We start from the raw sequence: 24111 nt of genomic DNA, 5'->3' as shown, positions 1-24111 counted from the left end.
GCACTATCTCAGGTCGGGCGTGGCCGCCCTGCTTGGGCGGCCCTTGTTGTTTTTAGTGCCGGAGAATTCCCGTGTCCCAGCCTCTCATGCCCCATGCGACAGCCAGCTGGCTGGTCGACAATACCGCGCTGAGCTTCGACCAGATCGCGGAGTTTTGCGGGCTGCATATTCTGGAAGTGCAGGCGATCGCCGACGATACCGCCGGCATCAAATATACCGGCCGCGATCCGGTCCGCGCCCATGAAATCACGATGGACGAAATCCACAAGGGCGAGAGCAACCCGGATTATCGCCTCAAGATGCTGAAGGGTCCGGAGCCGGTCCGCCGCACCAAGGGGCCGCGTTACACCCCGGTCAGCAAGCGTCAGGACAAGCCCGACGGCATCGCCTGGATTTTGCGCAACCATCCCGAAATCTCGGACGGCGCGATCGGCAAGCTGATCGGCACCACCCGCACCACCATCGCCGCGATCCGCGACCGCACCCACTGGAACATCTCCAACATCGTGCCCAAGGATCCGGTGACGCTCGGCCTCTGCTCGCAGCGCGAACTGGACGCTCTGGTGTCGAAGGCCGCGAAGAAGGCGGGCATCGAAGCCCCCACCGATTCGCGTCTGGACGGCGACCGTGAGGCGCTGATCAACGAACTGCGCCGGGAGCGCGAGGACGCCACCCGCCGCGCGGAAGAGGCGCTGAAGGCGGAATCCAACCTGATTTCGGACGCGGCCAAGATCCTCGATCCGTTCAGCGACAATAAGGGTCACGTTTAAGCCGTAACGTCATTTCGCTCGACGGTAATTACGGGGCGAAGTGACGGCTGGACATTCAGTCAAAAGGGCCGCGCCTTGCTCAAGGCGCGGCCCTTTTTGTCGTGGTTGACGCTTGCGTAAAGGGAAAGCGTAACTTACACCTGTGTAAATGGAGAGCAGCGAAAACATCTGGAAAACCCGCTACAATCATCCGTCATCCTGGGAGCAGAGCTTTCCGCCCCTGTCGATGGTCGACATGGTGGTGGACAGCGCCACGGCCAATCCCGATGCGGTGATGATCGACTTCATGGGCCGCAAGACGACCTACGGCGAAATGCTGCATGTCATCCGGCGCGTGGCCAAGGGATTGCAGGATCTGGGGGTGAAGAAGGGCGACCGGGTCGGCCTCTACCTTCCCAACGTGCCGCATTATGTCGCGGGCTATTATGGCGCGATGATGGCGGGCGCCACGGTCGTCAATTTCTCCCCCCTCTACACCGCTGCCGAACTGGAGCATCAGGTCGAGGACAGCGGCACGAAAATCCTCTTCACCCTGTCGGCCAAGGCGCTGTTGCCCACGGCTTTGCAGGTGCTGGACAACAGCAGTCTGGAACGGCTGGTCGTCGGCTGCGTGGCCGAAGTGCTGCCCCCGGCGAAATCGGTCCTCTTCCGCATCTTCAAGCGCAATGAGACCGCGCACGTCCCGCACGATCCGCGCATCACCAATTATGTCGACCTGCTGCGCCATGGCGAAGATCCTGCATCGGTCGCCATCGATCCGGAAACCGAGGTTGCCCTGCTGCAATATACCGGCGGCACCACCGGGCGTCCAAAGGGCGCCATGCTCACCCATCAGAATCTGACGGCCAATGCCCGGCAGGTCCGCCTGATCGACCCTCATCCCGAAGCGCCTGACCGCATATTGGCGGTGCTGCCCTTCTTCCATGTCTTCGCCAACACCTGTGTCCTCAACCGTACGGTGCTGAACGGCGGGGAGATGGTGATGCTGCCGCGCTTCGACGGTACGCAGGTTCTGGCCGCGCTCCAGCGCACCAGGGCGACCTCGCTGCCCGGCGTGCCGACCATGTATCAGGCGCTGCTCGATCATCCGGCGACACCCAACATCGATTTCTCCTCGCTGCGCCTCTGCATTTCCGGCGGCGCGCCGCTGCCGCTGGAGGTCAAGCAGCGCTTCGAGGCGATGACCGGCGCCAAGCTGGTCGAGGGCTATGGCCTGACCGAGAGCAGCCCGGTCGTCTGTTCCAATCCCTATGAAGGGCTGAACAAGTCCGGCACCGTCGGCCAGCCCGTCCCCGGCACCCACGTCAGGCTGGTCGACCGCGAGGATCCGACCAAACCGGCCCCTGAAGGCGAGCCGGGCGAGCTGGTCTTTTCCGGCCCGCAGATCATGAAAGGCTATTGGCAGCGTCCCGATGCGGACAGGGAAGTGTTCGTCGATGGCTGGCTTCGCACGGGCGACGTCGGGCTGATCGACGCGGACGGCTATGTGAAGATCGTCGACCGGCTCAAGGACATGATTGCGGTCGGCGGTTTCAAGGTGTTCCCGAGCGAGGTCGAGAAGGTCCTTTACCATCATCCGGCGGTGAAGGAAGCGCTGGTGATCGGTATTCCCGACCATTATCGCGGCGAGTGTCCCAAGGCCTTCGTGACGCTCCAGGAGGGCGCGGATATTGAGGGCGCAGCGTTGATGGACTGGCTCAACCCCCAACTTGGCAAGCATGAGAAGGTGTGCGAGGTGGAGATTCGGCTGAACCTGCCCAAGACGCTGGTCGGCAAGCTGTCGCGCAAGGAACTGGTGGCTGAAGAACGCGCCAGGGCAGAGGGCGACAAGAGCCGTGGGGCGATGCAGACTGGAACGGTCGCCTGATCCTTCCTATCTCTGCGGCCAACGCAGAATAAGGACGCAAAAATGGCCGAAGAGATCGCAACCCTCGCTGGCGGCTGCTTCTGGTGCACCGAGGCGGTGTATCAGAATCTGAAGGGCGTGAAGGCCGTGGAAAGCGGCTATATCGGCGGAACGCTGCCCAACCCGAGCTATGAGCAGGTCTGCTCGGGCGCCACCGGTCATGCCGAGGCGATCCGCATTACCTATGATCCGGCGCTGATCTCCTATGGCGATCTGCTGGACATTTTCTTCGCCACCCATGATCCGACGACGCTCAACCGTCAGGGCAACGACATCGGCACCCAATATCGCTCGGCCATCTTCCCCCATTCCGCGGAACAGGAGGCGGAAGCCAGGGCGGGGATCGCCCGCGCCCAGTCCGATCAGGCCAGTCCGATCGTCACCGCGATCGAACCCGATGCGCCCTGGTATCCGGCGGAGGATTATCATCAGAAATATTGGGAGCGGGTAGGGGACCGGAACCCCTATTGCATGGCGGTGATCCCGCCCAAGCTCGCCAAGCTGCGCAAGGGTTTTGCCGAACGCATCGGCGCTTGATCGCTTCATCGCCCGCCGTTCGTCGCCAACGGCTTGCCTGATTGCGCGCCGTCCCTAGGCTGTGGTTAAACCGGCCGTGCGACGAAGCGGGCCGATATAAGGGGTGATGAATGCATAAGCTGATCCTGCTGGCCGGGCCGGTGCTGATGTTGACGCTGTCGGGCTGCATCGTGCGGACCGCCGCCAACGTCGTCACCATGCCGGTCCGCGCCGGCGCGCAGGCGGCCGACTGGGCGACGACCAGTCAGGAAGAGTCCGACCGCAATTACGGTCGCAAGATGCGCAAGCAGGAAGCCCGCGAAGCCCGGGAGCGCAAGAAGGAGGAAGAAGAACGCCGCCGCGAATGCCGCCGGGCGGGTTATGATAATTGCGGGTGAGCAATCTTCAACGGAAGGGAAGAAGGGTGGCGCTTTTTTAAGCCGCCGCCCGCCGCAGCCGGTCGTTGATCGCCACGCCGATCCCTTCATTGGGGACAGGCGCCACCGCAATCCGCTCCGCCGCGCTGGCGTCCGCGATATGCAGCGCGGCGAACAGATTGGCCGCCGCCTCCCGCACATCGGCGTCGGGGCTGAGGTTCATGTGGCAGGGCATCAGCCCGAAGCCGATCAGATATTCGTCCTTTTCAGCCTTCAGCGCATTCAGCCGCACCGGCTTGGACGGCGCATAATGGCTTTCCATCTGTCCCGGCGCCTCGATCCTGGCATTTTCCGCGCCCGTCACGACCGGCAGGTGCGTAGCCTCCTCCAGCATCGCGGCCGTCACCGGGCCGGGGCGCAGCAGGCGAATACGATCCGTTTCCGGTGCGGCGATGGTCGATTCCACGCCTTCGCTGGTTGGCCCTTCGTCCAAAATCATGCGGACCCTGCCGTTGAGGCTGGAGAGGACATGTTCGGCGCGCGTCGGGCTGATCGCCCCGCTGCGATTGGCGGAAGGCGCTGCCAGCGGCCGTCCGCTCTCCCGGATCAGCGCCCGCATCGCCGGATGGGCCGGCAGACGGAGCGCCACGGTCGGCAGTCCCGCCGTCACCAGAGGCGACAGGCCGCTATCGGAGCGCACCGGCAGCACCAGGGTCAAGGCGCCCGGCCAGAAGCGCGTCGCAAGCTGTTTCGCCACCGGAGAAAATTCCGCCAGCCGCGCCGCCATCTCCTGATCGGAGACATGCACGATCAGCGGATTGAAGCTGGGCCGTCCCTTCGCGTTGTAGATCGCCGCCACTGCATGGCTATCGGTCGCGTCCGCAGCCAGGCCGTAGACCGTCTCCGTCGGCACGGCGACCGGCTCGCCCGCACGGATCAGCAGCGCCGCCTCGCGCAACGCTTCGCTGCCATAGCGGCAAATTCGGGTGGAAAAGACTGGATTTGGGATGGTCACGGCCCCGCGATATAAACCCCGCAAGGCCCAAGTAAAAGGCCATTGCTACAGAAGAATGACATGGCCCCCGCGCTTGCCCCCGGCGCGTCACAGGATTAAGCGCGAGCGCATGAACGAAGCACTTCTCACCCGCATCGCCGAAGCGCTGGAACGGATCGCGCCGCCACCCGCTTCTTCCGCCGATCTTGCGGCTGCGCCCGCCTATGTGTGGAACGGCGCTTCGATCCGGCCGGTAGAGGCGTTCGCGCCGGTGGACTATGACCTGCTGACCGGCATCGATGCGCAGAAGACGGCTCTGCTGGACAATAGCCGCCGCCATGCCGCCGGGCATGCCGCGCATGACGTGCTGCTGTGGGGCGCACGCGGCACGGGCAAGTCCGCCGTCGTCGCGGCGGTCGTCGGCAAGATGCAGGCGGAAGGGCAGGACATTGCCCTGCTGCAATGCGCGATCGATGAACTGGCCAGCCTGCCGCAGCTTTTCGCGATCCTGCGCGACACGCAGCGGCCCTTCATCCTGTTCCTCGATGACCTTGGTTTCGATGAAAATGGCGTGGGCGACGCCCGTTCGCTGCGCTCGCTGCTTCAGGGCGGCACGGCGGCGCGCCCGGCCAATGTCCGCCTCTATGTGACGTCCAATCGCCGTCATATCGTGCCGCGCCACCTGTCGGAGCAGGACGACCCCGTCAATCCGCGGGACGTGGTCGACGACAAGATGGCGCTGTCGGACCGCTTCGGCCTGAGCCTCGGTTTTCACGCCATCGATCAGGACGCCTATGTCGCGATCGTCAGCGGCTATGCGGCAAAGCTGGGCGTGAGCTTCGAGCCGCTCGACGCGATTCAGTGGGCGACCCAGCGCGGCAGCCGTTCGGGTCGCGTGGCCTGGCAATATGTGGTTGAGCTGGCCGGGCGGAACGGCCTGACGATCTGAACGCGCAAGACCGGCGGGGCCACGGCCCCGCCGCGCCTTCTATTTCGCTGCCGTCACCCGCCAGACGACATTGCCCACATCGTCGCTGACCAGCAGCGCGCCCTTGGCGTCGGCGGTGACGTCCACCGGACGGCCATGCGCCTCGCCCCTGGTGCCTAGGAAGCCCGTCAGCACATCGACCGGCCTGGCCTTTCCTGCTCCGCCATTGTCGCCAAAGGGCACGAACACCACCTTATAGCCTGCCGCCGGCTTGCGGTTCCAGCTGCCGTGCAGCCCGACAAAGGCCCCATTCACAAAGGGCGGGCCTAACGTCACCTTGTCGGCAAAGCTGAGACCCAGCGGCGCCACATGATTGCCCAGCGCATAGTCCGGACGCTTGGTATATTCGCGGATTTCCGGCCGCTGCGGCTGGACCCGGCGGTCCTCATAGCCGCCCCAATAATTCCACGGCCAGCCATAGAAGGCGCCGAATTCCACCCGCGTCAGATAATCGGGCACCAGATCGCTGCCCAGCATATCGCGCTCGTTCACCACGCCCCAGAGCGCGCCGCTCTTCGGCTCGAACGCAAGCCCTACCGGGTTGCGCAGGCCCGAAGCATAGATGCGATAGTCGCCGGTTCTGGGATTGACCTCCAGGACGGCGGCGCGATTGGCCTCCGTCTCCAGATCATTTTCGCCGATATTGCTGTTTGATCCCACGCCGACATAGAGCAGCCCCTGCGGACTGGCGACCAGACTGCGCGTCCAGTGCATGTTGGGCGCCTGCGCGGGGAGGTTGAGGATCTTGCGCCCCTTGTCGCTGATCTTCGTTTCGCCTTCCTTATAGGGAAAGGCCATCAGCGCATCGGTGTTGGCGACGTAGAGCGTGTCCCCGATCAGCGCCATGCCATAGGGCGAGTTCAGTCCCGTCAGGAAAGCGGTTTTGGTCTCCGCCCTGCCGTCGCCATCGGCGTCGCGCAGCAGGGTGATGCGGTTGGCCGAGGGCACGCCCGCACCCGCCTTGTTCATCAGATAGTTCATCACCCGGTTGACGATGCCGCCCGTCGGCCGCGCCGGGCTGTTGGTTTCCGCCACCAGCACGTCGCCATTGGGCAGGCGTAGCAGCGAACGGGGATGGTCGAGACCGTCGGCAAAGCGTTCGACGCGCAGGCCCTTGGCCGCAACCGGCTTTTCCCCGGCCTTCCACGGCACGGCGTCGGCGACGTTGATCGTCGGGATCATCTCGCTGCGCGGGGCGGTGAAGACCGGCTCCCTGCCGACATCCGCGCCATCCGGCAACTGCGCGGTATCGCCCCGCGAAAAATAGAGAAAGGCGCCGCCCAGCAGGACCAGCACGACCAAAGTGAGCGCAATCAGATGCTTCTTCATGGCACCACGTTTATGCTGCGATGCCCCGCCCGGCAAGGCGGGCAAGGGCCGGAAATGAAGCTATTTCTCGCGTTCTTTCAGCCATAGCAGGATGGCGACGACAATGCCCAGCCCGGTCCCAGCCAGCAGGCCGATGCTAGGCTGGCCCATCATCCCCCCCAGGATCGCTCCCCCCAGGATCGTCAATGCAAGGATCGCCCCCGCGCCGGTCGGATTTTTCTTCTTCGTCATCGGCAACCCCTTGCCATGCACGGACGATCAATGCCAGCAGGCTTTCCTGACCGCATCGTTTCGGGACGAAGGGGTCCCATTGCTGGACGATTGTGCCAGTGCGGGACTTGGCTAACCCGCCATTCACTCTTTCGGGCCGCCGGATGCCGTCGAAGTGCGAAACTGGCACGGCGATTGAAACCCCCTTTTCCGGGCCGGGATATTTTTGGGGGGTTAGCGATGAACATACCATATCTGTCCAGCCGCAAAAGCTATGACGATGCGGCGGAACTGATCGCGCTCTTTGGCGATAATGCGGGGTATGAGGCGGCGGCGCGTGCGGACCGCAGCCGCGACCGGGGGAATTTCATCCATTTCTGCCACTGGCGGCAGATCGAGCGGATGATCGTCCTGCTCACGCATGACGGGCCGCTCGGCACGATTCATTGACGGGAAAAGGGCGCCCGTTGGGGCGCCCGCCGATGAACTTACGCTCTAAAGCCGCAGGCCAGCGGTTTCGGGCAGTCCGGCGAGAATGTTGAGGTTCTGCACCGCCGCGCCCGCCGCGCCCTTGCCCAGATTGTCGAGCGCCGCGACCAGCCGCGCCTGACCTGTCCCTTCATTGCCGAAAACGAACAGTGCGAGCCGGTCGGTCGCGCCGACATGCTCCAGGCGGACTTGCCCCATCCCCGCGCTGGCCTCCAGCGACTCTACGCTGACGATCGGCGATCCCGCATAAGCCGCTGCCAGCGCAGCATGCACATCCCTGACCGACGGCGCGCCGGGCATGGCGCGCAGCTGCAACGGCACCTCGACGATCATGCCGCGATAGGTATCGGCCACGGCGGGCGCGAACAGAGGGGGATGCTGCAAACCCGAATAGCGCAGCATTTCCGGCCCATGCTTGTGCGCCAGGGTAAGACCATAGGGCCGGAATGCGCTCGGCGCGCCATCCGTGCCTTCATATTCGGCGATCATCGACTTGCCGCCGCCCGAATAGCCTGACGCGCCCGACACCGTTACCGGCCAGTCGGCGGGCAGCAGCCCGGCCAGCACCAGCGGCCGAACCAGCGCCAGAAAGCCGGTCGGCCAGCACCCCGGATTGGCGACGAAGCGTGAATTGGCCAGCTTCTCCCGGTGCCCCGGTTCCAGTTCGGCAAAGCCGTAGGTCCAGCCGTCCGCGACGCGGTGCGCGGTTGAAGCGTCGATCACGCGGGTCCGGCCATTGTCGATCAGCGCCACCGCTTCGCGCGCCGCGTCGTCGGGCAGGCAGAGGATAACGATATCCGCGGCATTCAGCGCATCGCGACGCGCGGCTGCATCCTTGCGCCTGTCCTCATCCAGCGTGATGATCGACAGTTCCGGGCGGCCCGCCAGCCGCTCGTTGATTTCAAGTCCTGTAGTCCCGACGCCGCCGTCGATGAAAATATGCTGTGTCATGCGCTGATCCTCCGCCGCGCGATGATGGGGTCCGCATGGTCCGCCGCCAGACGGCCGACGACGTCGGCCAGAGGCTCGATCACCACGCTCATCCAATGCGCGTTGGCATGCAGTAGATGGTCGCCGTCGGTCATGATGCCGACATGGCCTGGAAAGAAGATGAAATCCCCTCGTCGGAGCGGCGCGTCGGGCGCGATCGGCGAACCGATCCCCTCGCGCTGCAAGTCGGTGTCGCGCGGCACCTTGATGCCGCATTGGCCAAGCGCGACCTGCACAAGGCCGGAGCAATCGACGCCGCGATGCCCGCGACCGCCCCAGACATAGGGCTGGCCAAGATAGCGTTGCGCCACCGCGACCCAGTCGCTTTCCAGGGCGTCGATCGGGGCGACATGGCGCTGGTGCACATAGCCCTCGGCGCAAGCGAAGAAGTCGCCTTCAGCCTCGGCGGCGAACAGCGCTCCGCGGGGCCAGTAATCGGCAATGCGCGACTTGATGTCGGCCGCGCTGAACAGGGGGGCCGTGCCGGTGATGATCCGGCTGTTGGTCACCTCCCGCGCATCCAGCGCATCGCGCCGCACATAGCCGACATAGCCGTCATGCCCGCAAAAGCCCCAGGCCCATTCCGCCGTCACATCCAGCGCATGGAAATTTTCGCCGCGCAGCAATTCGCTGACGGCCTGGGCCTTTGGCGTGTCGCTGGAGAGTACCGGCGTGCCGGCTGCCACGCAGGTCAGTTCGACCGCGCGCGCATAATGGGCGGAAAACAGCACCCCAGCCAAAGCCAGATCGGCCAGATCCCCGCGCGCCGCATGGGTGCGCGTGTCGAGCTTGACCGACCGGCCGTCCAGCTTGAATCGGATGCGTTCAGGCGGTGCGTTCCGCGTGGGAGAGGTTGAGGCGTTCATCGCGGCCGGTTCCTGCGATGAAATGGTGAAAGGCGTCAAGAAATTCCGCCCCTTTTGGGGTCCGGGTGATGAAAATATTGCGTCGATCGGTGGAGTCCCGTTCCCGCCGCAGATAACCGAGCGCCGATAATTTGTTCAGTGCGCGGGTAATCACGGGCTTCGACACGTTAAGCGCCTCCGCGAGTCCCCGGACCGTATGCGGCCCTGCGCCGATATAAACGGTCAGCATCAGCGCCATCTGCCGGTTGGTCAGATCAGGCTTGCCGGATCGCACATAGTCGACCAGCGTGCGCATCCATTGACCGAGCGGCTTTAGGCCGGGGCGATTAAGCTCTGTGGCCTGGTCCTGTGCAGAGTGGGCATCCATGTTCCCCGTAACGCACGATGGCCAATCCGGTTGCGTAACGGCCCGCCTGAAACGGCTTTCTTTTTACTTTTTATGGTCATAACGCTGTTGCAGCATATGAAAGACTGCGCGCAGACCCAGCGCCTCGCCGCCCTTGGGCCGTCCCGGCCGCGAAGAGGGGCGCCATGCAAATGTGTCCAGATGCACCCATCGGGCGCTTTCCGGCACGAAGCGCTTCAGGAACAGGGCTGCGGTGATGGCGCCCGCAAAGCCGCCTTCGCCCGCATTGTTGATGTCGGCAACGTCGGACTTCAGCATATCGGCATAGCCGTCCCACAGAGGCAGGCGCCAGGTCGGATCGTCGACCTCGCCGCCCGCCGCTTCCAGCCCGGCGGCCAGCGCATCGTCGTTGGTGAACAGAGCGGGCAGGTCCGGACCCACCGCCACCCGCGCCGCACCGGTCAGCGTGGCATAATCGATGATGAGTTCGGGATTCTCCTCCCCCGCCAGCGTCAGGGCGTCGCCCAGCACCAGCCGCCCTTCGGCATCGGTATTGCCGATCTCGACCGTCAGTCCCTGGCGCGACCGCAATATGTCGCCGGGCCGGAAGGCATTGCCCGCAATCGCATTTTCCGCCGCGGGGATCAGCAGATGCAAGCGCACCGGAAGGCGCGCGCCCATGATCAGTTGCGCCAGCGCCAGCGCATGGGCCGCCCCGCCCATATCCTTCTTCATCAGGCGCATCGCGGCGGACGGCTTGATGTCGAGTCCGCCGCTGTCGAAGCAGATGCCCTTGCCCACGACGGCAACCTTGGGATGCTTGGGATCGCCCCAGCGCAGTTCGATCAGGCGCGGCGCGAAGCTTCTGTCCGCCGCCTTGCCGACCGCGTGGATCATCGGAAAGCCCTGTTCGAGCATGTCGCCCTTCGTGACCTTGCATGCAGCGTCGAAACGCCCGGCCACCTTGCGCGCGGCGGCTTCCAGTTCGCCCGGTCCCATGTCGGCGGCGGGCGTGTTGACCAGATCGCGGACTAATGCGACCGCTTCCGCCAGCCTGACCATCGGTTCGATCTGCGCAATCTCGCCGGTCAGCAATATCCGCGCCCCCGTGCCCGGCTCTTCCTTGCGATAGCGGTCGAAGCGATATTGCGCGGTCAGCCACCCCAGCATCGCCGCGCCGGCCGCGCCTTCGGTCAAGCGATAGGTGCCCTCGGGCAGCGTCTCGGCCAGCCTGGCAAGGCACCATGCCCCCAGCTTCCCGCGGGAGGCGACGCCGGCCACCACCGACCAATCCGCCGGGCCATCGCCCGGCACGATCGCGTGTTCATGCGCCTTGGCCCTGAATTTCTGCGCGGCGAGCAGGCTCCGGACACGCTCCGGCTGGCTGGCCAGCCAGGCCTCCAGTCCCGATGCGTCAATGATCTGGATCGAACGGGCGGATTGATTGTTGTCGGCTTTGAGCAGGTCGGAAAAATCGGTCATGACGCGGATGTTTGAACAAAGGCCGGGCGGATGAAAAGCGCATTTTTTCGTCGCCTGTTCGGCTCCGCCGGGCTTGAGAGCATTTGCGCATCCCGGCCCGCAGGCATAGATTGAACCAAGCCATAAAGAAGGAGAGTCATCATGATGCACACTGACGACGGCCGCCTCCAGGCCCTTCGCGCCCGCGCCTATGCGTTGGCGGAAAGCGGGCGTTTCGACGGAGCGCATGCGGTGGAGCAGGCGCTGATCGCGGAGGGCTGGCCCAATGCAGGCGCGGCGCTCCAGAGTAGCTATACGCGCAAGGCGGTCAACGAACGGTGCATGGCGGCGGCCAAGGCCCACTGATGCGCTGCACAGGGGGGAGGGGGATGACGGGACCGTTCGTCATGGCGGTCCTGCTGCTTGGCGCCTGTTCGGGCGCCGGGCAGCATGAGGTCGTGGATCAGGGCGGCAACGACGCGGCGGCGACCGGCTTTGCGAACCGCATGTCGGGCCAGCCCGATCCTGCACCGCCCGCCAAAGCCTTCGCGGAGAAAGAAAAAACCGACCTGCTGGAATTTGCCTACAGCTATCCGGCGCAGGCTGCTCAGGTCCCGGCTCTGGTCGAAAAGTTCGACAGGCAACGCACGGTATCGAAGGCGGATGCGCTGAAAATGGCGCGGGAGGACCAGAAGGCCGCCAAAGCTTCGGGCTTTCCCTTCCACGCGCATAGCCTGGAAACCCGTTGGACGGTCAAGGCGGACACGCCCCGCTTTCTTGCGCTCGAGTCGGAAACCTATGTCTACACCGGCGGCGCGCACGGCATGACCGGCTACGACGCGCTGCTCTGGGACAGGGAGCGCAAGCGCGAGACCGCCTTTTCGGCCCTGATGACCTCGCCCGCCGCCTTTGCTGCCGCCATTCGCGATCGCTTCTGCGACGCGCTGGACAAGGCGCGGATGGAAAAGCGGGGCGAGCCGGTCAGGCGGTCCAATGACGATGATTTCACCAAATGCATCGACCCGATGCAACAGGTTCTGGTGCCCACGTCAAAGGACGGCAAGCTGATCGACGGCGTGACGGTCGTCATCGGCCCCTACAGCGCCGGACCCTATGCCGAGGGCAGCTACGATGTCGCGCTGCCCGTCGACGCGGCCATGCGTCAGGCGATCAGGACCGAATATCAGGGCGCCTTCGTCGAGGCGCAGTGATCCGCCTCAGCCCTGCGGCACCCCGTAAAGGTCGTGATCGTCGGCATCCTCGATCAGAACGTTGAGGAAATCGCCGGTCTTCACCCCTTCGCGCACGTCCCGCAGGAAGACGTTGCCGTCGATCTCGGGCGCATCGGCCTGGCTGCGCGCCGTGGCGCCGACGGAGCCGTCCTCGTCCGGCTCGCCCACCTCATCGATGATGACCGGCAACACCCGTCCGACCTTGGCGGCCAGCCTGGCGGCGCTGATGGCGGCGGTCTTTTCCATGATCCGCTGATAGCGTTCTTCCTTGACCTCTTCCGGCACGGCGTCGGGCAGGTCGTTGGCCGCAGCGCCCTCGACCGGCTCGAAGCGGAAGGCGCCGACGCGGTCCAGTTGCGCCTCGTCCAGCCAGTCGAGCAGATATTGGAAGTCCGCTTCCGTCTCGCCGGGAAAGCCCACGACGAAGGACGAACGGATCGCGATATCCGGGCAGATGTCCCGCCACTTGCGGATGCGGTCCAGCACCTTCGCTTCATTGGCGGGCCGCTTCATCAGCTTCAGCACCGAAGGCGCAGCATGCTGGAAGGGAATGTCGAGATAGGGGGTCAGCAGCCCCTCGGCCATCAGCGGAATGACCTGATCCACATGCGGATAGGGATAGACATAGTGCAGCCGCACCCATGGCGGGGTGCCCTCGGCGGTGCGCAACTGCCCCAGCTCGCGGGCCAGATCGGTCATGTGGGCGCGGACGTCGCGGCCCTTCCACTGGCGCGTCTCATGCCGCGTATCGACGCCATAGGCCGACGTGTCCTGGCTGATGATCAGCAGTTCCTTCGTCCCCGCATGCACCAGCTTTTCCGCTTCGCGCAGCACTGCGTCGACACGGCGGCTCACCAGATCGCCGCGCAGCGAGGGGATGATGCAGAAGGAGCAGCGGTGGTTGCAGCCTTCGCTGATCTTCAGATAGCTGTAATGGCGCGGCGTGAGCTTCAGGCCGCCCTCCGGCACCAGATCGACGAAGGCGTTGGGCACGGGCGGAGAGGCTTCATGCACCGCATTCACCACCGCCTCATATTGATGCGCGCCGGTGACGGCCAGAACCTGCGGGAATTTCGCCCGGATCAGTTCCGCCTCATTGCCCATGCAGCCGGTGACGATAACGCGTCCATTTTCCGCGATCGCCTCGCCAATGGCTTCGAGCGATTCCTCCTTGGCCGAATCGAGAAAACCGCAGGTGTTGACCAGCACGACGTCGGCGCCGGCATAGTCGGCGGACATCTGATAGCCGTCGGAACGCAGCTTGGTCAGGATGCGCTCGCTGTCGACCAGTGCCTTGGGACAGCCCAGCGACACCATGCCGACCTTCGGCGCTTCGGGAATTTTGGTTGCCATGATCGGCGCGCACATAGGGATTTTTGCGCCAAATGTCACGGGGAACAAAAATCAGAACGGCGCGCGGGCTTTCCCGGCCTCGTCGCCCTGCACGATCTCGATGATGAGATCGCCGGTCTGGAGCCTGTCCGCGCCTTCCTCCCAAAAGCCGATGGCGCGGTCCTCGCGATAGAGGCGCACGCCCAGCCCCGTCCTGATGGCGGAAAGCGGATGGCCGATTTCGGTGGGCAGGACGAAGCGCTCGTTCAGCTTCACGCGCCCGCCCGATGCGGCAAGATCCGCCATATAATCGGCGATATGCCTGCCGCTGGTGCTGCCCGCCAGCAGCAGCCCGGCAAAGCTCACCGGATTGATCACGGTCGTCGCGCCAGCCTGCCTAGCGGGCAGTTCATTATCCTCGTTGCGCACGACGATGCTGATCGGCAGGCGCGGGGCCAGATGCCGCGCCGTCAGCGTGATGAGGATCGAGGTGTCGTCCCGCCCGGCGGATACGATCAGCGTCCGCGCCCGGTGGATCGCCACATTCTTCAGGGTCCGGTCCCGCGTCGAATCGCCGCACAGCACGTTGCAGCCCAGCGCCTCCGCCTCCGCCAGCGCTTTCTCGATCGGGTCGACCACCACGATCTCGCGGGGATCGACGCCCCGCGCCAGCAACTCCCGCACCGCTTCGCTCCCGCTGGTGCCAAAGCCGGTCACGACGATATGATTGTGCAGATCGGCCTGAATGCGAGCCATGCGCCACCTGTAGAGGATGTTGCGAAAGAAGAGATTATAAGCGGTTCCAAGGAAGATCAGCCACACGAACAGCCGGATGGGCGTCACCAGCAGCGCCTCGAACAGCCGGGCTTCCGGGCTGACCGGCACAATGTCGCCATAGCCCACCGTCGTCACGGTCACGGTGGTAAAGTAGAGCACGTCGACAAAGCTGATATTGTCGTCGAGATTGTCCTTCAGCCCGTCGCGCCCCAGCCAGTGAATCAACAGCACCAGAGCGATCAGTCCGAAAACCAGCGCCACCCGCCATGCCAGATCCGCCCAGACAGGAAGCGACGACCGCCGCCGCAAGAAGCCCGTCATCGACGCGGGCGGGCGGGCGGGGCCGATCCTCACCGAACGCGAGCGGGCAACTGGCGGATGGGATCGACGGGCACCCGGTCCTTGCGCAGCTCGAAATGCAGCTTGGGCTTGCTGGCATAGCCGGTGTCGCCCGACAGTCCGATAATCTGGCCCCTGGTCACCCTCTGCCCCCTCACCACATCGACGCGGCTGGCATGACCGTAGACACTGACCCAGCCGCCGCCATGGTTGATCAGCATGAGGCCCCCGAATACCGCCACTTTGTCGCCCGCATAGGCAACCACGCCATCGGCAGCCGCATGGATCGATGATCCGGCAGGAACGGCGATGTCGATGCCATTGTTCCGTACGCCGCCCGCGCCGGGGCCAAAGGCGGCCAGCAGCGGCCCGCGCACCGGCCAGACGAACTCGCCCGCAAAGCGTCCGGGCGTCGCGATCGGCACATTGGCGGGGAGCGGTCGTGGTTCCCGCGACGGGAGGGGGGGACGCTTGCCCACAGGCGAGGCAGGCTGCCCGCCGGTCAGCACATCGTCAATGTCGATGTGAAAGGCGGCGGCGCGTTCTTCCATCGTCGGCGCCCGGCGCGGTGCATCTGCCGGCAGCAGCAGGCGCCGCCCCTTGTGCAGCACAAAGGGTTCGCCCAGCCCGTTGATCTCCACGATCCGGCTCCATTTGACGCCATAGGCCGCCGCGATGGCGATGCCCGTCTCCCCCTCGGCCACCTGATGATAGCGTCCGGCGGGAATGCGCAGTTTCTGTCCGGCCCGCAGGGCATAGGGCGGCGCCAGCCGGTTGGCTTCCGCAATGACCTGCGCCCCCGCGCCGCTGCGGTTGCTGACGCCCAGCAGGGTTTCGCCCGGTTTGACGACGTAAAGCGAGGCAGCGACCTCCTGCGCATGCGGGACGACCTGCTGCGCGTTCCAGACCGGCTGTTCCTCAATGACTGTGGGCAGGACCAGGCCCGGAATACGCCGTGGCGCTTCATTGGCGGCCAGCAGGAGAGGGGAAAGGGCGAGGATGAGGGAAAGGGAGATACGCGGCATCGCCGCGTATCTAGCTGCGTCGGCGGAGCGTGGCTAGAGTTTGCGGGGAATTGCAAGGCGTGAAAATCGGTCACATTCGGTCATCCCGGCCTCCGCTGCGGTTACGGATTGGGGGGAGTGTCATGAAACCACCCAAAACCCCGTCCAGGCCTAAACCCCGAAAGCCTGCGCCGTCGCCGCCATGGCGCTGTCCTGTGTCAGATCATAATGCAGCGGCGTCACCGTCACATAACCCTCGGCGATGGCGGCGAGGTCGCTGCCTTCGGGCACGGCATCGCTTTTACCCAGCCCGAACCAATAATAGGGATAGCCGCGCGGGTCGGTCCCTTCGATGATCTTCGTGCGATCGACGTCATGAAAGCCCTGCCGCGCGACGCGGATGCCCTTCACCGCTTCCGGCTCGATCGCCGGAAAATTCACGTTGAACAGCAGCCGGGGACTGGCGGGCATGGCGATCAGCGGCCGCAACACCCGTTCGCCCCATGCCCGCGCCGCCGCGAAAGGCACAGCGTCGCCCATGCCCTCGCGGGCGTAGACCTGACTGAGCGCGATCGACTTGATCCCGGAAATCGCGCCCTCCATCGCGGCGGACACGGTGCCCGAATAGGTCACGTCCTCCGCCAGATTGGCCCCGCGATTGACGCCCGACAGCAGCAGATCGGGCCGGGCATCCTTCATCAGATGCCCGACAGCCATCATCACCGCATCGGTCGGCGTGCCGGTGACGCTGTAATGTCTCTCGCCGTGCTGCCGGATGCGCAGCGGCCGCGTCAGCGTCAGGCTATGCCCGGCGCCTGACTGCTCCTCGCTGGGGGCGACGATCCAGATGTCGTCGGAGATCGTCCGCGCAATCTCCTCCAGCACGGCCAGACCAGGCGCATGAACGCCATCGTCATTGGTGAGAAGGATGCGCATGGCTTTGCGTCTCTTACAGCGGCCGCAACCGCGACAGGCCACCCATATAGGGCGCCAGCACTTCCGGCACGATGACGCTGCCGTCCTCCTGCTGGTAATTTTCCAGCACCGCGACCAGCGTGCGGCCCACGGCCAGCCCGGACCCGTTCAGCGTATGCAGGAAACGCGTCTGCTTCTCCCCTTCGGGCTTGTAGCGGGCATTCATCCGCCGCGCCTGAAAATCGCCGCAATTGGAGACCGAGCTGATCTCGCGATAGGTCTGCTGGCTCGGCAGCCAGACTTCCAGATCCCAGGTCTTGCGCGCCCCGAAACCCATGTCGCCGGTGCAGAGCAGCATCTTGCGATAGGGCAGGCCCAGCGCCTGCAATATGCCCTCGGCCGCGGCGCACATGCGCTCATGCTCGGCTTCCGACTCCTCGGGCTTGCAGATCGCGACAAGTTCCACTTTTTCGAACTGGTGCTGACGGATGAAACCGCGCGTGTCGCGCCCCGCCGAACCCGCTTCCGACCGGAAACAGGGGGTAAGGGCGGTCAGGCGCAGCGGCAGGCTTTCCACCGGCACGATCTGTTCGCGCACGAGGTTGGTGAGCGAGACTTCCGCCGTCGGGATCAGCCAGCGGCCATCGGTCGTCTGGAACAGGTCCTCGGCAAATTTCGGCAACTGCCCGGTGCCGAACAGCGCCTCATCGCGCACCAGCAGCGGCGGATTGACCTCGTCATAACCATTCTCGCCCGACTGGCGGTTCAGCATATATTGCGCCAGCGCCCGGTGCAGCCGCGCCATCTGCCCGCGCAGCGCGGTGAAGCGGGCGCCGGACAGCGCCGCGCCGCCCTCGAAATCCAGCCCCAGCGCCGGTCCGAAATCGGCGTGATCCTGCGGCGCGAAGGCAAAGGTCCTCGGCTGGCCCCAGCGCGCCACCTCGACATTGGCCGTTTCGTCCTCGCCCAGCGGGACGTCGTCGGCAGGCAGGTTGGGGATCGCCGCCAGCTTCGCCGTCAGAGCGTCCCCCACCTCGCGGTCTTCCGCCTCCAGCGCGGGCAGCCGATCCTTGAGCGCAGCCACCTCGGCCTTCAGCGCTTCGGCCCTTTCCATGTCTTTTTGCGCCATCGCCTGACCGATGGCCTTGCTCGCCTCATTGCGGCGGGCCTGCCCCTGTTGCAGCTCGGTCTTGATGGCGCGACTCCGCTCGTCCAGCGCCAGCAGCCCTGCGCTCAGGGGTTCAAGCCCGCGCCGGGCCAATCCGGCGTCGAAAGCGGCGGGATTTTCGCGAAGGAAACGAATGTCATGCATGGGCCAGCCCTATGCCGTTCCGCGACGAACCGCGCAACCCTGCACGCCGCCGCCCGTTCGTGGTACAAGCATAACGGGAAAGGAGCCGGGATCATGCTGATTGATCATGACGCGATGGTGCTTGTGGCGGATGGCCGCAAGATGCTGTTCTTCCGCAACCGGGGCGATCGGATGGCGCCCAATCTGGAGGCAGAAGCGGTGAAGGTGCAGGACAATCCCTATGACCGGGATCAGGCCTCAGATGCACCGGGCCGCGCTTTCAACTCCGTGGGCAGCCACCGCAGTTCGATGGAACAGACCGACTTTCACGAGCTGGAAGAGACGCGCTTCGCCGCAGAGGCGGCCCAGCTTCTCAACCGCCGGGCGCTGGCGCAGGACTATGACAAGCTGATCGTCGTCGCGCCGCCTGCTGCGCTGGGCGAAATGCGCAAACATTATCACAAGGAAGTGCAAAACCGGCTGGTGGGGGAGATCGCCAAGGATCTCTCGAATCACCCCGTGCCGGAAATCGAGCGGATCATCGTCGCAAGTTGATGGGCGAAATCCGGCCGGCGCTTCCCCCGAAGCCGTCCGGCCGGATCGCCCCGCTGTTAACCCTCTGCGCCTTCGACGGCAGCCGTGCGGCGGGAGAACCGCTTGCGCGCCAGCAGCGCCGCGGCTCCGGCGCCGAACAGCAGCACCATGGGCGGCGCCGGAACATCGGTCGGCGGCGGCGGATGGTGGTCGCCGCCGGACGAACTGGAAGAGGAAGAAGAGGAGGAGCTGGAACTGCTCGACGAAGAGCTGGTCGCCCCCGAACTGGTGCTCGACGATCCCCCCGAGGAGGAGCTGGACCCGCTGGACCCGGTCGAACTGGCGTGGCCGCCGCTCGAACTGGATGAAGAGGAGCTGGAAGAAGAGGAGGAGCTGGAGCTGGACGAAGACGAGCTGCTGGTGACGTTGCCGCTCGACGTCGACACGTTGCCCGACGAAGTGGAGACGTTGCCGGAAGAGGTCGAGGTGGAGACGCCTCCGGTAGAGGTCGAAACCCCGCCCGTGGATGTCGATACGCCGCCGGTGGTCGAGCTGGTCGAACTGGTGATGCCGCCGGTTGAACTGCTGGTCGATGAAATCACCACCGATCCGCCGCTGGAACCGCCGCTGCCGCCAAAGAAGCCGCCGATAAAGCCGCCGCCGCCAAAGCCGGGGCCACCCGCCATCACGATGGGCGCCGGCGCCCCGCCGCCGGACATGACAGGCATTTCGGCCGGGGCCGGCGGCATGGGGATGGGTGCGGCCTGGCTCGTCACCGTCACCGTCTGCGGCGCGCAGGACGTCACCGTCCGGACCCGCTTCACCGTGCGCGCGGCATAGTGGCGGCGCGGCGCGGCCTTGGTGCTCTTGGTGCTGTGAACCACGGCCGGACGGGCGCTTTCGGCGACATGGACCGCGCCACCGCCGATAATTGCCCCGCCAGCGGCGCAAGCGCATAATTTAGCCAATGCCATCCGTACCGACATAGGTTCCACTCTTGTTATCTTGCCGTGCCCCCACCTCGTTACCTCGCCAGGGGGCGGTAACGACTTTCGGGCCGATCCATATGTCTAACAACGCAAAATAAAGCGTTAACTTCAATGGCGTTAACTCTGAATAGAGGCTCCAAGTCGAGATAAATTCTAACAAATCATGAACTAAAATGGTTAACGTCCCATAGTGAGACGGCGGCTGACCGCCGGGTAAATGCAGCTGGTCCTATTTATTCAGCGGGCGGCCGGTAATCCGCGCGGCATGCCGGACTCACTGCTTTCCGGGAGTCCGGGCGGAGAGCAGGGACGGTGCGCCGCGCGATCGATGCGCCGGATCACAGATTGCCCGCTTGTGTCCGACCTTGCCGGTGGCTATTACGCGCCGTCAATCACAAGCCACGGATACCCCGGCACTTTCAGCATCGGGGGTCCCGCGAGTCGGAGAGCCAGATGGCATCGGTCCTGAATTCCGATAACGGCCATAACCCGCCCAAATCGGCAGTAACACTCCCCCCCGACTATCGTCCCTCTGCAGACGAAGAGTTCATGAATCCGCTCCAGCTGGAATATTTCCGGCAGAAACTGTGGGACTGGAAAAAGCAGATCCTGGCCGAAGCGGAAGGCACGCTGGCCGTCCTTCAGAACGAGCCGCTGCGTGAGCCCGACCTCAACGATCGCGCATCGAGCGAGACGGACTGGTCGATCGAACTGCGCACCCGTGACCGTCAGCGCAAGCTCATTTCAAAGATCGACGCGGCGCTCCGCCGAATCGACGATGGCGAATATGGCTATTGCGAAGTGACCGGCGAACCGATTTCGCTGGGCCGTCTGGAGGCGCGTCCGATCGCCACGATGACGGTGGAGGCGCAGGAACGGCACGAGCGGCAGGAAAAGGTCTCTCGCGACGATTAACCTTTTGTCCATGGGCCGATGGCAAGGTCACTTGCGAAAGCAGTGATACATGCAGGGCGTCGTTCATGGATGAGAATCAGGAAAATGCTGGCCGTGGCCCGGCCCGTTCAGGGCCACGCGACAGCCTGTTCCTGCTCACGAATCTGTCTTCCATTGATGGAACGCCGCTGGGCCGCGCCCGCGTGCGGAATCTGTCGGCCAGTGGCCTGATGGCGGATTGCGAGCGGGGCGTCCCGGCGGGTCTGCGGGTTCAGTTTGACCTGCGTGGAATAGGGCAGGTCCGCGGTTCGGTCGTCTGGTCGCGGGATGATCGCATCGGTATTGCATTTGACGTGGAAATCGATCCGCAACTGGCACGCCGCCCCATATCGGTTCACGACTCGCGCAGCGCCATTCCCGACTATCTGCGCCAGCGCCGTCTCACGCGCTGAGTTCCCAGAAAAACAGCCCCGCCGGGCCTTTAGGCCCCGGGGCGTTCGTGTCGCCTTGCCATCCGTCATTCCCGAAAAGGGAAGGGCTGGATCAGCGGCAAGGGACCGCTGATCCATGCCTTTCACTCAGGCGTCACCGGCTGTCAGTGCTGCGCCTCCATTTCCTCCTTCAGCCGAAGCTTCTGCTTCTTGAGCGAGGCGACAAGGATCGCATCAGGCATCGGACGACTTGTCTCCGCCTTGATTCGCGCCTCAAGCCCTGCATGCTTGGCCGAAAGAGCTGAAATGTGGCTATTTTCCATGACATTCTCCTTACGAGGGTGATGGATGAGCGAGTAGATCATGATTCGCGGGCTTTGTCTTCGCGCGATTCGCGCTTTGCGATGGGCCGCATTTAAATTTGCGATGGTCCGTGCCGGTCGGCCGGGCTATCAGGACGACGGGACAGTATTGGTTGTGAAAGTAGGTGTGCGGTGAGCCGGGAAGACATCATGCGTCGGCTGGAACTGCTGCGAATCGAGCATCGCGATCTGGACGGCGCCATCGCGGCGCTGGTCGACTCCGGTTCCGGCGACCAGATGCAGATTGCGCGTCTCAAAAAGCGGAAATTGCGGCTGCGCGATGAAATGGCTCTGCTGGAAGACCAGCTCGTCCCCGACATCATTGCCTGAACGCATTGATGGTTAACGCGTCGTCAACCGGCCCTGAATGAGACAATTCTTAGGTTAACGGCCGCCATCGGGCCTGACAACGGGTCCCGCTTATGTCACATATCGGCCATGTATCTCGCCGCTTCTCTTGACCCGGGCATGCACCGGCGCCTGGTCGATGGACTCTATGTCGAAGCCATGGTCATGGCCGACGAAGCGCGCGCCTATTTCGACATGCGCGAAGGCGGCGACGCGGAGATGGAGGATCCGCTCCGCCGCGTGGCCTTTGCCTGTGAATCGCTGAAGGTCACGACGCGCCTGATGCACATCATCGCCTGGCTGCTCAGTCAACGCGCGTGGCAGCGCGGGGAACTGGGCGATGCGGAAATGCTGGACGAGAAATACCGGCTGGGCCATGCCGCCAGCACCGATCCCGCCCTGGCCGTGACCTTCCCTTTCGCTGCCCGCGCGCTGATCGAGGCCAGCCAGGATCTTTATGAACGGGTTGCCCGGTTGCAGGACCGCATGGTCCGTCCCCGCGCGCAGATCGAGTCCAGCCCGGCCCGCGCTCTGATGGAGCGGCTTAACACCGCCTTCTAACGGATTGCCCCGCCGCTATCTTCGGGGCTGGCATTTCCCGTGGATATTGCTCTAGATAGCGCCATGAACACCGGTTTGCGGACCTGCTGCCGCATTTCAGGCCTTCCGCAAGCTGCCCGGCTGATCCTCGCGCCGCTGCTGCTGTTCGCGCCCGTCGCTCATGCGCAGACGGCGGCGCAGACTGGCGCCCAGCCGGTTCAGGACCGGCCCGATCCGGACCAGCCGCTTGATTCCCCGCTCGCTCCCATGCCCGACATCGGAGTGGATTGGCCGGATATGGGCCAGCCCGACAGCATGACCCCGATGGTCGAAGTGCCGCAGACGGGCACGTCGACCGCCACGGCAGAGCCGCCCGCGCAACTCGCGGCCCCGGAACCGGCGGAGGAGCCGGCGGAAGAAGCGACGACCTTCACCGATGTCGGGGAGGAGCGCCGTTACACCGTGACGCTGACCGGGGTGGAGGAGATTGCGGACGCCCAGTTCAACACCCGTTTCAACGAACTGTCGGTGCTGCATCTGGGGGAGGGCAAGCCCGCCAACCTTGCCCAGATCAACCGCCGCATCAAGGAAGACAGCGATCTTCTCGACCGGCTGCTGCGCGCCAAGGGCTATTATGCCGCCCGCGTCCGCGGCGCGGTGGCCGCCCCTCCGGCCGGCAGCGACCGGCTGGCCGTCACCTTCCGCATCGTGCCGGGCAACCGTTACCTGCTGTCCTCGGTAGACGTGCAGGGTCTGGAAACCACCGGCGAGCGCGAACCGAAGCTGCGCGCCGCGTTCCCGCCCAGGCCGGGCGACCCGGTCGATGCCGACGCCATCCTCGCCGGGCAGGAGACGCTCGCCGTGGCGCTGGCCGAAAACGGCTTCCCCTTCGGCATGGTCGCGGAACCCGAAGTCCGGATCGACCATGAGGAGCGCAAGGGCGATCTCGACATCGTCGTCAACCCCGGCGCCTATCGCACCTTCGGCAAGATCGTCATGGCGGACGAAAGCCTGTTCAGCGCCCGCCATGTCCAGCGCATCGCCCGTTTCCATCCGGGCGACACCTATATGGCTTCGGACGTCGAGGATCTGCGGCAGGCTTTGGTCGCGACCGGCCTCGTCTCCTCGCTCAGCATGACGCCCAGAGATGCGGGCGACGGCGAGCATGTCGATCTGGCGATCGACGCCCGGCCCGCGCCGCTGCGCACCATCGCGGGCGAATTGGGCTATGGCACGGGCGAAGGCTATCGCGCCGAAGTCAGCTGGGCACACCGAAATTTCTTCCCGCCGGAAGGCTCCGTGACGTTGCGCGGCGTTCTGGGGACGCAGGAGCAGACGGCCTCCTTCACCTATCGCCGCAACAATTTCCGCCGCCGCGACAATGTGCTGACCGGCCTGTTGTCGGTCAGCAACATCAAGCGCGACGCCTATGATGCGCGCACCGTCACCCTGTCGGGATCGCTGGAGCGGCAGACCAACATCCTGTTCCAGAAAAAATGGGTGTGGCGCGTGGGCGGCGAACTCATCGCTTCGGACGAAGCCGATGCGTTCAGCAACGGCAATCGCCGCACCTTCTTCATCGGCGCCGTCCCGCTCAGCCTCACCTATGACGGCAGCGACGACCTGCTGAATCCGACGAAGGGCTTCCGTCTGGGCGGCCGGTTCAGTCCGGAGCTGTCCTTCCAGAACAGCACCTTCGCCTATGCCCGCGTGCAGGTGGACGGCAGCGTCTATCAGCCGATGACCGACCGGGTCGTGCTGGCCGCCCGCGCCCGCTTCGGCACCATTTTGGGGTCCACCGTTGATCGGATCGCGCCCTCGCGGCGCTTCTATGCGGGCGGCGGCGCGTCGGTGCGCGGCTATGGCTATCAGGCGATCGGC

General features: G+C 64.8%; 28 protein-coding genes. 15 read left to right on the top strand and 13 right to left on the bottom strand.

Annotated elements, in window-relative coordinates; all coding sequences use genetic code 11:
- Positions 1 to 86 precede the first annotated feature (86 nt).
- The 4 genes from ACFC3J_RS12955 to ACFC3J_RS12940 all read left to right on the top strand — a co-directional run bounded on the left by ACFC3J_RS12955 (position 87) and on the right by ACFC3J_RS12940 (position 3590).
- Positions 87 to 770 (top strand): DUF1013 domain-containing protein, encoded by a 684-nt coding sequence (locus ACFC3J_RS12955; RefSeq protein WP_375196589.1) that lies wholly within the window; start codon positions 87 to 89, stop codon positions 768 to 770.
- A 148-nt stretch (positions 771 to 918) separates the two neighbouring features.
- Positions 919 to 2637 (top strand): long-chain fatty acid--CoA ligase, encoded by a 1719-nt coding sequence (locus tag ACFC3J_RS12950; RefSeq protein WP_375196580.1) that lies wholly within the window; start codon positions 919 to 921, stop codon positions 2635 to 2637.
- 42 nt (positions 2638 to 2679) lie between these two features.
- A complete protein-coding gene (gene msrA / locus ACFC3J_RS12945) occupies positions 2680 to 3213 on the top strand; it encodes a peptide-methionine (S)-S-oxide reductase MsrA (protein ID WP_375196579.1) in 534 nt (177 codons plus the stop codon).
- 110 nt (positions 3214 to 3323) lie between these two features.
- Positions 3324 to 3590, top strand: coding sequence for a hypothetical protein (locus tag ACFC3J_RS12940; protein WP_375196578.1), 267 nt, complete (start codon positions 3324 to 3326; stop codon positions 3588 to 3590).
- Positions 3591 to 3627: 37 nt separating this feature from the next.
- On the opposite strand, the gene ACFC3J_RS12935 is transcribed toward ACFC3J_RS12940, so the two are convergent.
- A complete protein-coding gene (locus ACFC3J_RS12935) occupies positions 3628 to 4584 on the bottom strand; it encodes an L-threonylcarbamoyladenylate synthase (protein WP_375196577.1) in 957 nt (318 codons plus the stop codon).
- 109 nt (positions 4585 to 4693) lie between these two features.
- On the opposite strand from ACFC3J_RS12935, the gene ACFC3J_RS12930 reads away from it, so the two are divergent.
- Complete coding sequence (locus tag ACFC3J_RS12930; protein WP_375196576.1) at positions 4694 to 5512, top strand: ATP-binding protein; 819 nt, start codon at positions 4694 to 4696, stop codon at positions 5510 to 5512.
- Positions 5513 to 5551: 39 nt separating this feature from the next.
- Here ACFC3J_RS12930 and ACFC3J_RS12925 read toward each other — a convergent pair whose 3' ends face one another.
- Both ACFC3J_RS12925 and ACFC3J_RS12920 read right to left on the bottom strand, forming a co-directional pair.
- Entirely contained in the window at positions 5552 to 6880 is a 1329-nt protein-coding gene (locus ACFC3J_RS12925; RefSeq protein ID WP_375196575.1) for a PQQ-dependent sugar dehydrogenase, read from the bottom strand.
- A gap of 60 nt (positions 6881 to 6940) precedes the next feature.
- On the bottom strand, positions 6941 to 7111 hold the full coding sequence (locus ACFC3J_RS12920; RefSeq protein WP_375196574.1) for a hypothetical protein: 171 nt from the start codon (positions 7109 to 7111) through the stop codon (positions 6941 to 6943).
- Positions 7112 to 7330: 219 nt separating this feature from the next.
- On the opposite strand from ACFC3J_RS12920, the gene ACFC3J_RS12915 reads away from it, so the two are divergent.
- The gene (locus ACFC3J_RS12915; protein WP_192666502.1) at positions 7331 to 7540 is read left to right on the top strand and encodes a hypothetical protein; all 210 of its coding nucleotides are present in this window, start codon (positions 7331 to 7333) and stop codon (positions 7538 to 7540) included.
- 45 nt (positions 7541 to 7585) lie between these two features.
- Here ACFC3J_RS12915 and argC read toward each other — a convergent pair whose 3' ends face one another.
- The 4 genes from argC to ACFC3J_RS12895 form a co-directional block, all read right to left on the bottom strand.
- Complete coding sequence (argC, locus tag ACFC3J_RS12910) at positions 7586 to 8530, bottom strand: N-acetyl-gamma-glutamyl-phosphate reductase (protein ID WP_375196573.1); 945 nt, start codon at positions 8528 to 8530, stop codon at positions 7586 to 7588.
- Positions 8527 to 9435, bottom strand: a complete 909-nt coding sequence (locus ACFC3J_RS12905) for a C40 family peptidase (protein ID WP_375196572.1) — start codon at positions 9433 to 9435, stop codon at positions 8527 to 8529. Before ACFC3J_RS12905 ends, argC begins: the two co-directional genes overlap by 4 nt.
- A complete protein-coding gene (locus tag ACFC3J_RS12900) occupies positions 9395 to 9802 on the bottom strand; it encodes a MarR family winged helix-turn-helix transcriptional regulator (RefSeq protein ID WP_375196571.1) in 408 nt (135 codons plus the stop codon). The genes ACFC3J_RS12905 and ACFC3J_RS12900 overlap by 41 nt, the downstream gene beginning before the upstream one ends.
- A gap of 63 nt (positions 9803 to 9865) precedes the next feature.
- On the bottom strand, positions 9866 to 11263 hold the full coding sequence (locus ACFC3J_RS12895) for a M17 family metallopeptidase (RefSeq protein ID WP_375196570.1): 1398 nt from the start codon (positions 11261 to 11263) through the stop codon (positions 9866 to 9868).
- Positions 11264 to 11404: 141 nt separating this feature from the next.
- Here ACFC3J_RS12895 and ACFC3J_RS12890 point away from each other — a divergent pair, with 141 nt between their 5' ends.
- Both ACFC3J_RS12890 and ACFC3J_RS12885 read left to right on the top strand, forming a co-directional pair.
- Positions 11405 to 11608, top strand: coding sequence for a hypothetical protein (locus ACFC3J_RS12890; RefSeq protein ID WP_375196569.1), 204 nt, complete (start codon positions 11405 to 11407; stop codon positions 11606 to 11608).
- Positions 11608 to 12453: a DUF4163 domain-containing protein gene (locus ACFC3J_RS12885; protein ID WP_375196568.1), complete on the top strand. Its 846-nt coding sequence runs from the start codon at positions 11608 to 11610 to the stop codon at positions 12451 to 12453. Before ACFC3J_RS12890 ends, ACFC3J_RS12885 begins: the two co-directional genes overlap by 1 nt.
- A 6-nt stretch (positions 12454 to 12459) precedes the next feature.
- Here the strand turns inward: ACFC3J_RS12885 and rimO are convergent, their stop codons facing one another.
- From rimO to serS, 5 genes are all read right to left on the bottom strand, one after another.
- Entirely contained in the window at positions 12460 to 13842 is a 1383-nt protein-coding gene (rimO, locus tag ACFC3J_RS12880) for a 30S ribosomal protein S12 methylthiotransferase RimO (RefSeq protein WP_375196567.1), read from the bottom strand.
- 36 nt (positions 13843 to 13878) lie between these two features.
- Positions 13879 to 14904, bottom strand: a complete 1026-nt coding sequence (locus ACFC3J_RS12875) for a potassium channel family protein (RefSeq protein WP_375196566.1) — start codon at positions 14902 to 14904, stop codon at positions 13879 to 13881.
- A gap of 29 nt (positions 14905 to 14933) precedes the next feature.
- Complete coding sequence (locus ACFC3J_RS12870; RefSeq protein ID WP_375196565.1) at positions 14934 to 15947, bottom strand: peptidoglycan DD-metalloendopeptidase family protein; 1014 nt, start codon at positions 15945 to 15947, stop codon at positions 14934 to 14936.
- A gap of 150 nt (positions 15948 to 16097) precedes the next feature.
- Positions 16098 to 16862, bottom strand: a complete 765-nt coding sequence (gene surE, locus ACFC3J_RS12865) for a 5'/3'-nucleotidase SurE (RefSeq protein ID WP_375196564.1) — start codon at positions 16860 to 16862, stop codon at positions 16098 to 16100.
- A 13-nt stretch (positions 16863 to 16875) separates the two neighbouring features.
- Entirely contained in the window at positions 16876 to 18153 is a 1278-nt protein-coding gene (gene serS / locus ACFC3J_RS12860; RefSeq protein ID WP_375196563.1) for a serine--tRNA ligase, read from the bottom strand.
- Positions 18154 to 18246: 93 nt separating this feature from the next.
- On the opposite strand from serS, the gene ACFC3J_RS12855 reads away from it, so the two are divergent.
- From ACFC3J_RS12855 to ACFC3J_RS12840, 4 genes are all read left to right on the top strand, one after another.
- Positions 18247 to 18687 carry a host attachment family protein gene (locus ACFC3J_RS12855; RefSeq protein ID WP_375196562.1) on the top strand — a complete coding sequence of 147 codons (441 nt, stop codon included), beginning with the start codon at positions 18247 to 18249 and terminating at the stop codon, positions 18685 to 18687.
- 102 nt (positions 18688 to 18789) lie between these two features.
- Positions 18790 to 19506 (top strand): hypothetical protein, encoded by a 717-nt coding sequence (locus ACFC3J_RS12850; RefSeq protein ID WP_375196561.1) that lies wholly within the window; start codon positions 18790 to 18792, stop codon positions 19504 to 19506.
- A 602-nt stretch (positions 19507 to 20108) separates the two neighbouring features.
- Entirely contained in the window at positions 20109 to 20570 is a 462-nt protein-coding gene (gene dksA / locus ACFC3J_RS12845) for an RNA polymerase-binding protein DksA (protein ID WP_192666515.1), read from the top strand.
- Positions 20571 to 20635: 65 nt separating this feature from the next.
- A complete protein-coding gene (locus ACFC3J_RS12840; RefSeq protein ID WP_375196560.1) occupies positions 20636 to 21001 on the top strand; it encodes a PilZ domain-containing protein in 366 nt (121 codons plus the stop codon).
- A gap of 143 nt (positions 21002 to 21144) precedes the next feature.
- Here the strand turns inward: ACFC3J_RS12840 and ACFC3J_RS12835 are convergent, their stop codons facing one another.
- The gene (locus ACFC3J_RS12835; protein WP_007684009.1) at positions 21145 to 21303 is read right to left on the bottom strand and encodes a YdcH family protein; all 159 of its coding nucleotides are present in this window, start codon (positions 21301 to 21303) and stop codon (positions 21145 to 21147) included.
- Between the two features lie 189 nt (positions 21304 to 21492).
- Here ACFC3J_RS12835 and ACFC3J_RS12830 point away from each other — a divergent pair, with 189 nt between their 5' ends.
- The 3 genes from ACFC3J_RS12830 to ACFC3J_RS12820 form a co-directional block, all read left to right on the top strand.
- The gene (locus ACFC3J_RS12830; RefSeq protein ID WP_066561497.1) at positions 21493 to 21672 is read left to right on the top strand and encodes a YdcH family protein; all 180 of its coding nucleotides are present in this window, start codon (positions 21493 to 21495) and stop codon (positions 21670 to 21672) included.
- Positions 21673 to 21780: 108 nt separating this feature from the next.
- On the top strand, positions 21781 to 22251 hold the full coding sequence (locus tag ACFC3J_RS12825; RefSeq protein ID WP_375196559.1) for a DUF1465 family protein: 471 nt from the start codon (positions 21781 to 21783) through the stop codon (positions 22249 to 22251).
- A 63-nt stretch (positions 22252 to 22314) separates the two neighbouring features.
- Positions 22315 to 24111: autotransporter assembly complex family protein (locus ACFC3J_RS12820; protein ID WP_375196558.1), on the top strand; the 1797-nt coding region annotated here is incomplete at its 3' end.

This window comes from Sphingobium sp., from assembly GCF_041987595.1.
Classification (GTDB): domain Bacteria; phylum Pseudomonadota; class Alphaproteobacteria; order Sphingomonadales; family Sphingomonadaceae; genus Sphingobium.
The sequence above is the reverse complement of the archived record's forward strand: the minus strand, read 5'-3'. Positions and strand labels throughout refer to the sequence as shown.

Excerpts from the sequence above, each read along its gene's own strand:
- ACFC3J_RS12955 (WP_375196589.1), top strand. The coding sequence starts at position 87 with ATGCCCCATGCGACAGCCAGCTGGCTGGTCGACAATACCGCGCTGAGC.
- ACFC3J_RS12950 (WP_375196580.1), top strand. The coding sequence starts at position 919 with ATGGAGAGCAGCGAAAACATCTGGAAAACCCGCTACAATCATCCGTCA.
- msrA (WP_375196579.1), top strand. The coding sequence starts at position 2,680 with ATGGCCGAAGAGATCGCAACCCTCGCTGGCGGCTGCTTCTGGTGCACC.
- ACFC3J_RS12940 (WP_375196578.1), top strand. The coding sequence starts at position 3,324 with ATGCATAAGCTGATCCTGCTGGCCGGGCCGGTGCTGATGTTGACGCTG.
- ACFC3J_RS12930 (WP_375196576.1), top strand. The coding sequence starts at position 4,694 with ATGAACGAAGCACTTCTCACCCGCATCGCCGAAGCGCTGGAACGGATC.
- ACFC3J_RS12925 (WP_375196575.1), bottom strand. The coding sequence starts at position 6,880 with ATGAAGAAGCATCTGATTGCGCTCACTTTGGTCGTGCTGGTCCTGCTG.
- ACFC3J_RS12920 (WP_375196574.1), bottom strand. The coding sequence starts at position 7,111 with ATGACGAAGAAGAAAAATCCGACCGGCGCGGGGGCGATCCTTGCATTG.
- ACFC3J_RS12915 (WP_192666502.1), top strand. The coding sequence starts at position 7,331 with ATGAACATACCATATCTGTCCAGCCGCAAAAGCTATGACGATGCGGCG.
- argC (WP_375196573.1), bottom strand. The coding sequence starts at position 8,530 with ATGACACAGCATATTTTCATCGACGGCGGCGTCGGGACTACAGGACTT.
- ACFC3J_RS12905 (WP_375196572.1), bottom strand. The coding sequence starts at position 9,435 with ATGAACGCCTCAACCTCTCCCACGCGGAACGCACCGCCTGAACGCATC.
- ACFC3J_RS12900 (WP_375196571.1), bottom strand. The coding sequence starts at position 9,802 with ATGGATGCCCACTCTGCACAGGACCAGGCCACAGAGCTTAATCGCCCC.
- ACFC3J_RS12895 (WP_375196570.1), bottom strand. The coding sequence starts at position 11,263 with ATGACCGATTTTTCCGACCTGCTCAAAGCCGACAACAATCAATCCGCC.
- ACFC3J_RS12890 (WP_375196569.1), top strand. The coding sequence starts at position 11,405 with ATGATGCACACTGACGACGGCCGCCTCCAGGCCCTTCGCGCCCGCGCC.
- ACFC3J_RS12885 (WP_375196568.1), top strand. The coding sequence starts at position 11,608 with ATGCGCTGCACAGGGGGGAGGGGGATGACGGGACCGTTCGTCATGGCG.
- rimO (WP_375196567.1), bottom strand. The coding sequence starts at position 13,842 with ATGTGCGCGCCGATCATGGCAACCAAAATTCCCGAAGCGCCGAAGGTC.
- ACFC3J_RS12875 (WP_375196566.1), bottom strand. The coding sequence starts at position 14,904 with ATGACGGGCTTCTTGCGGCGGCGGTCGTCGCTTCCTGTCTGGGCGGAT.
- ACFC3J_RS12870 (WP_375196565.1), bottom strand. The coding sequence starts at position 15,947 with ATGCCGCGTATCTCCCTTTCCCTCATCCTCGCCCTTTCCCCTCTCCTG.
- surE (WP_375196564.1), bottom strand. The coding sequence starts at position 16,862 with ATGCGCATCCTTCTCACCAATGACGATGGCGTTCATGCGCCTGGTCTG.
- serS (WP_375196563.1), bottom strand. The coding sequence starts at position 18,153 with ATGCATGACATTCGTTTCCTTCGCGAAAATCCCGCCGCTTTCGACGCC.
- ACFC3J_RS12855 (WP_375196562.1), top strand. The coding sequence starts at position 18,247 with ATGCTGATTGATCATGACGCGATGGTGCTTGTGGCGGATGGCCGCAAG.
- dksA (WP_192666515.1), top strand. The coding sequence starts at position 20,109 with ATGGCATCGGTCCTGAATTCCGATAACGGCCATAACCCGCCCAAATCG.
- ACFC3J_RS12840 (WP_375196560.1), top strand. The coding sequence starts at position 20,636 with ATGGATGAGAATCAGGAAAATGCTGGCCGTGGCCCGGCCCGTTCAGGG.
- ACFC3J_RS12835 (WP_007684009.1), bottom strand. The coding sequence starts at position 21,303 with ATGGAAAATAGCCACATTTCAGCTCTTTCGGCCAAGCATGCAGGGCTT.
- ACFC3J_RS12830 (WP_066561497.1), top strand. The coding sequence starts at position 21,493 with ATGCGTCGGCTGGAACTGCTGCGAATCGAGCATCGCGATCTGGACGGC.
- ACFC3J_RS12825 (WP_375196559.1), top strand. The coding sequence starts at position 21,781 with ATGTATCTCGCCGCTTCTCTTGACCCGGGCATGCACCGGCGCCTGGTC.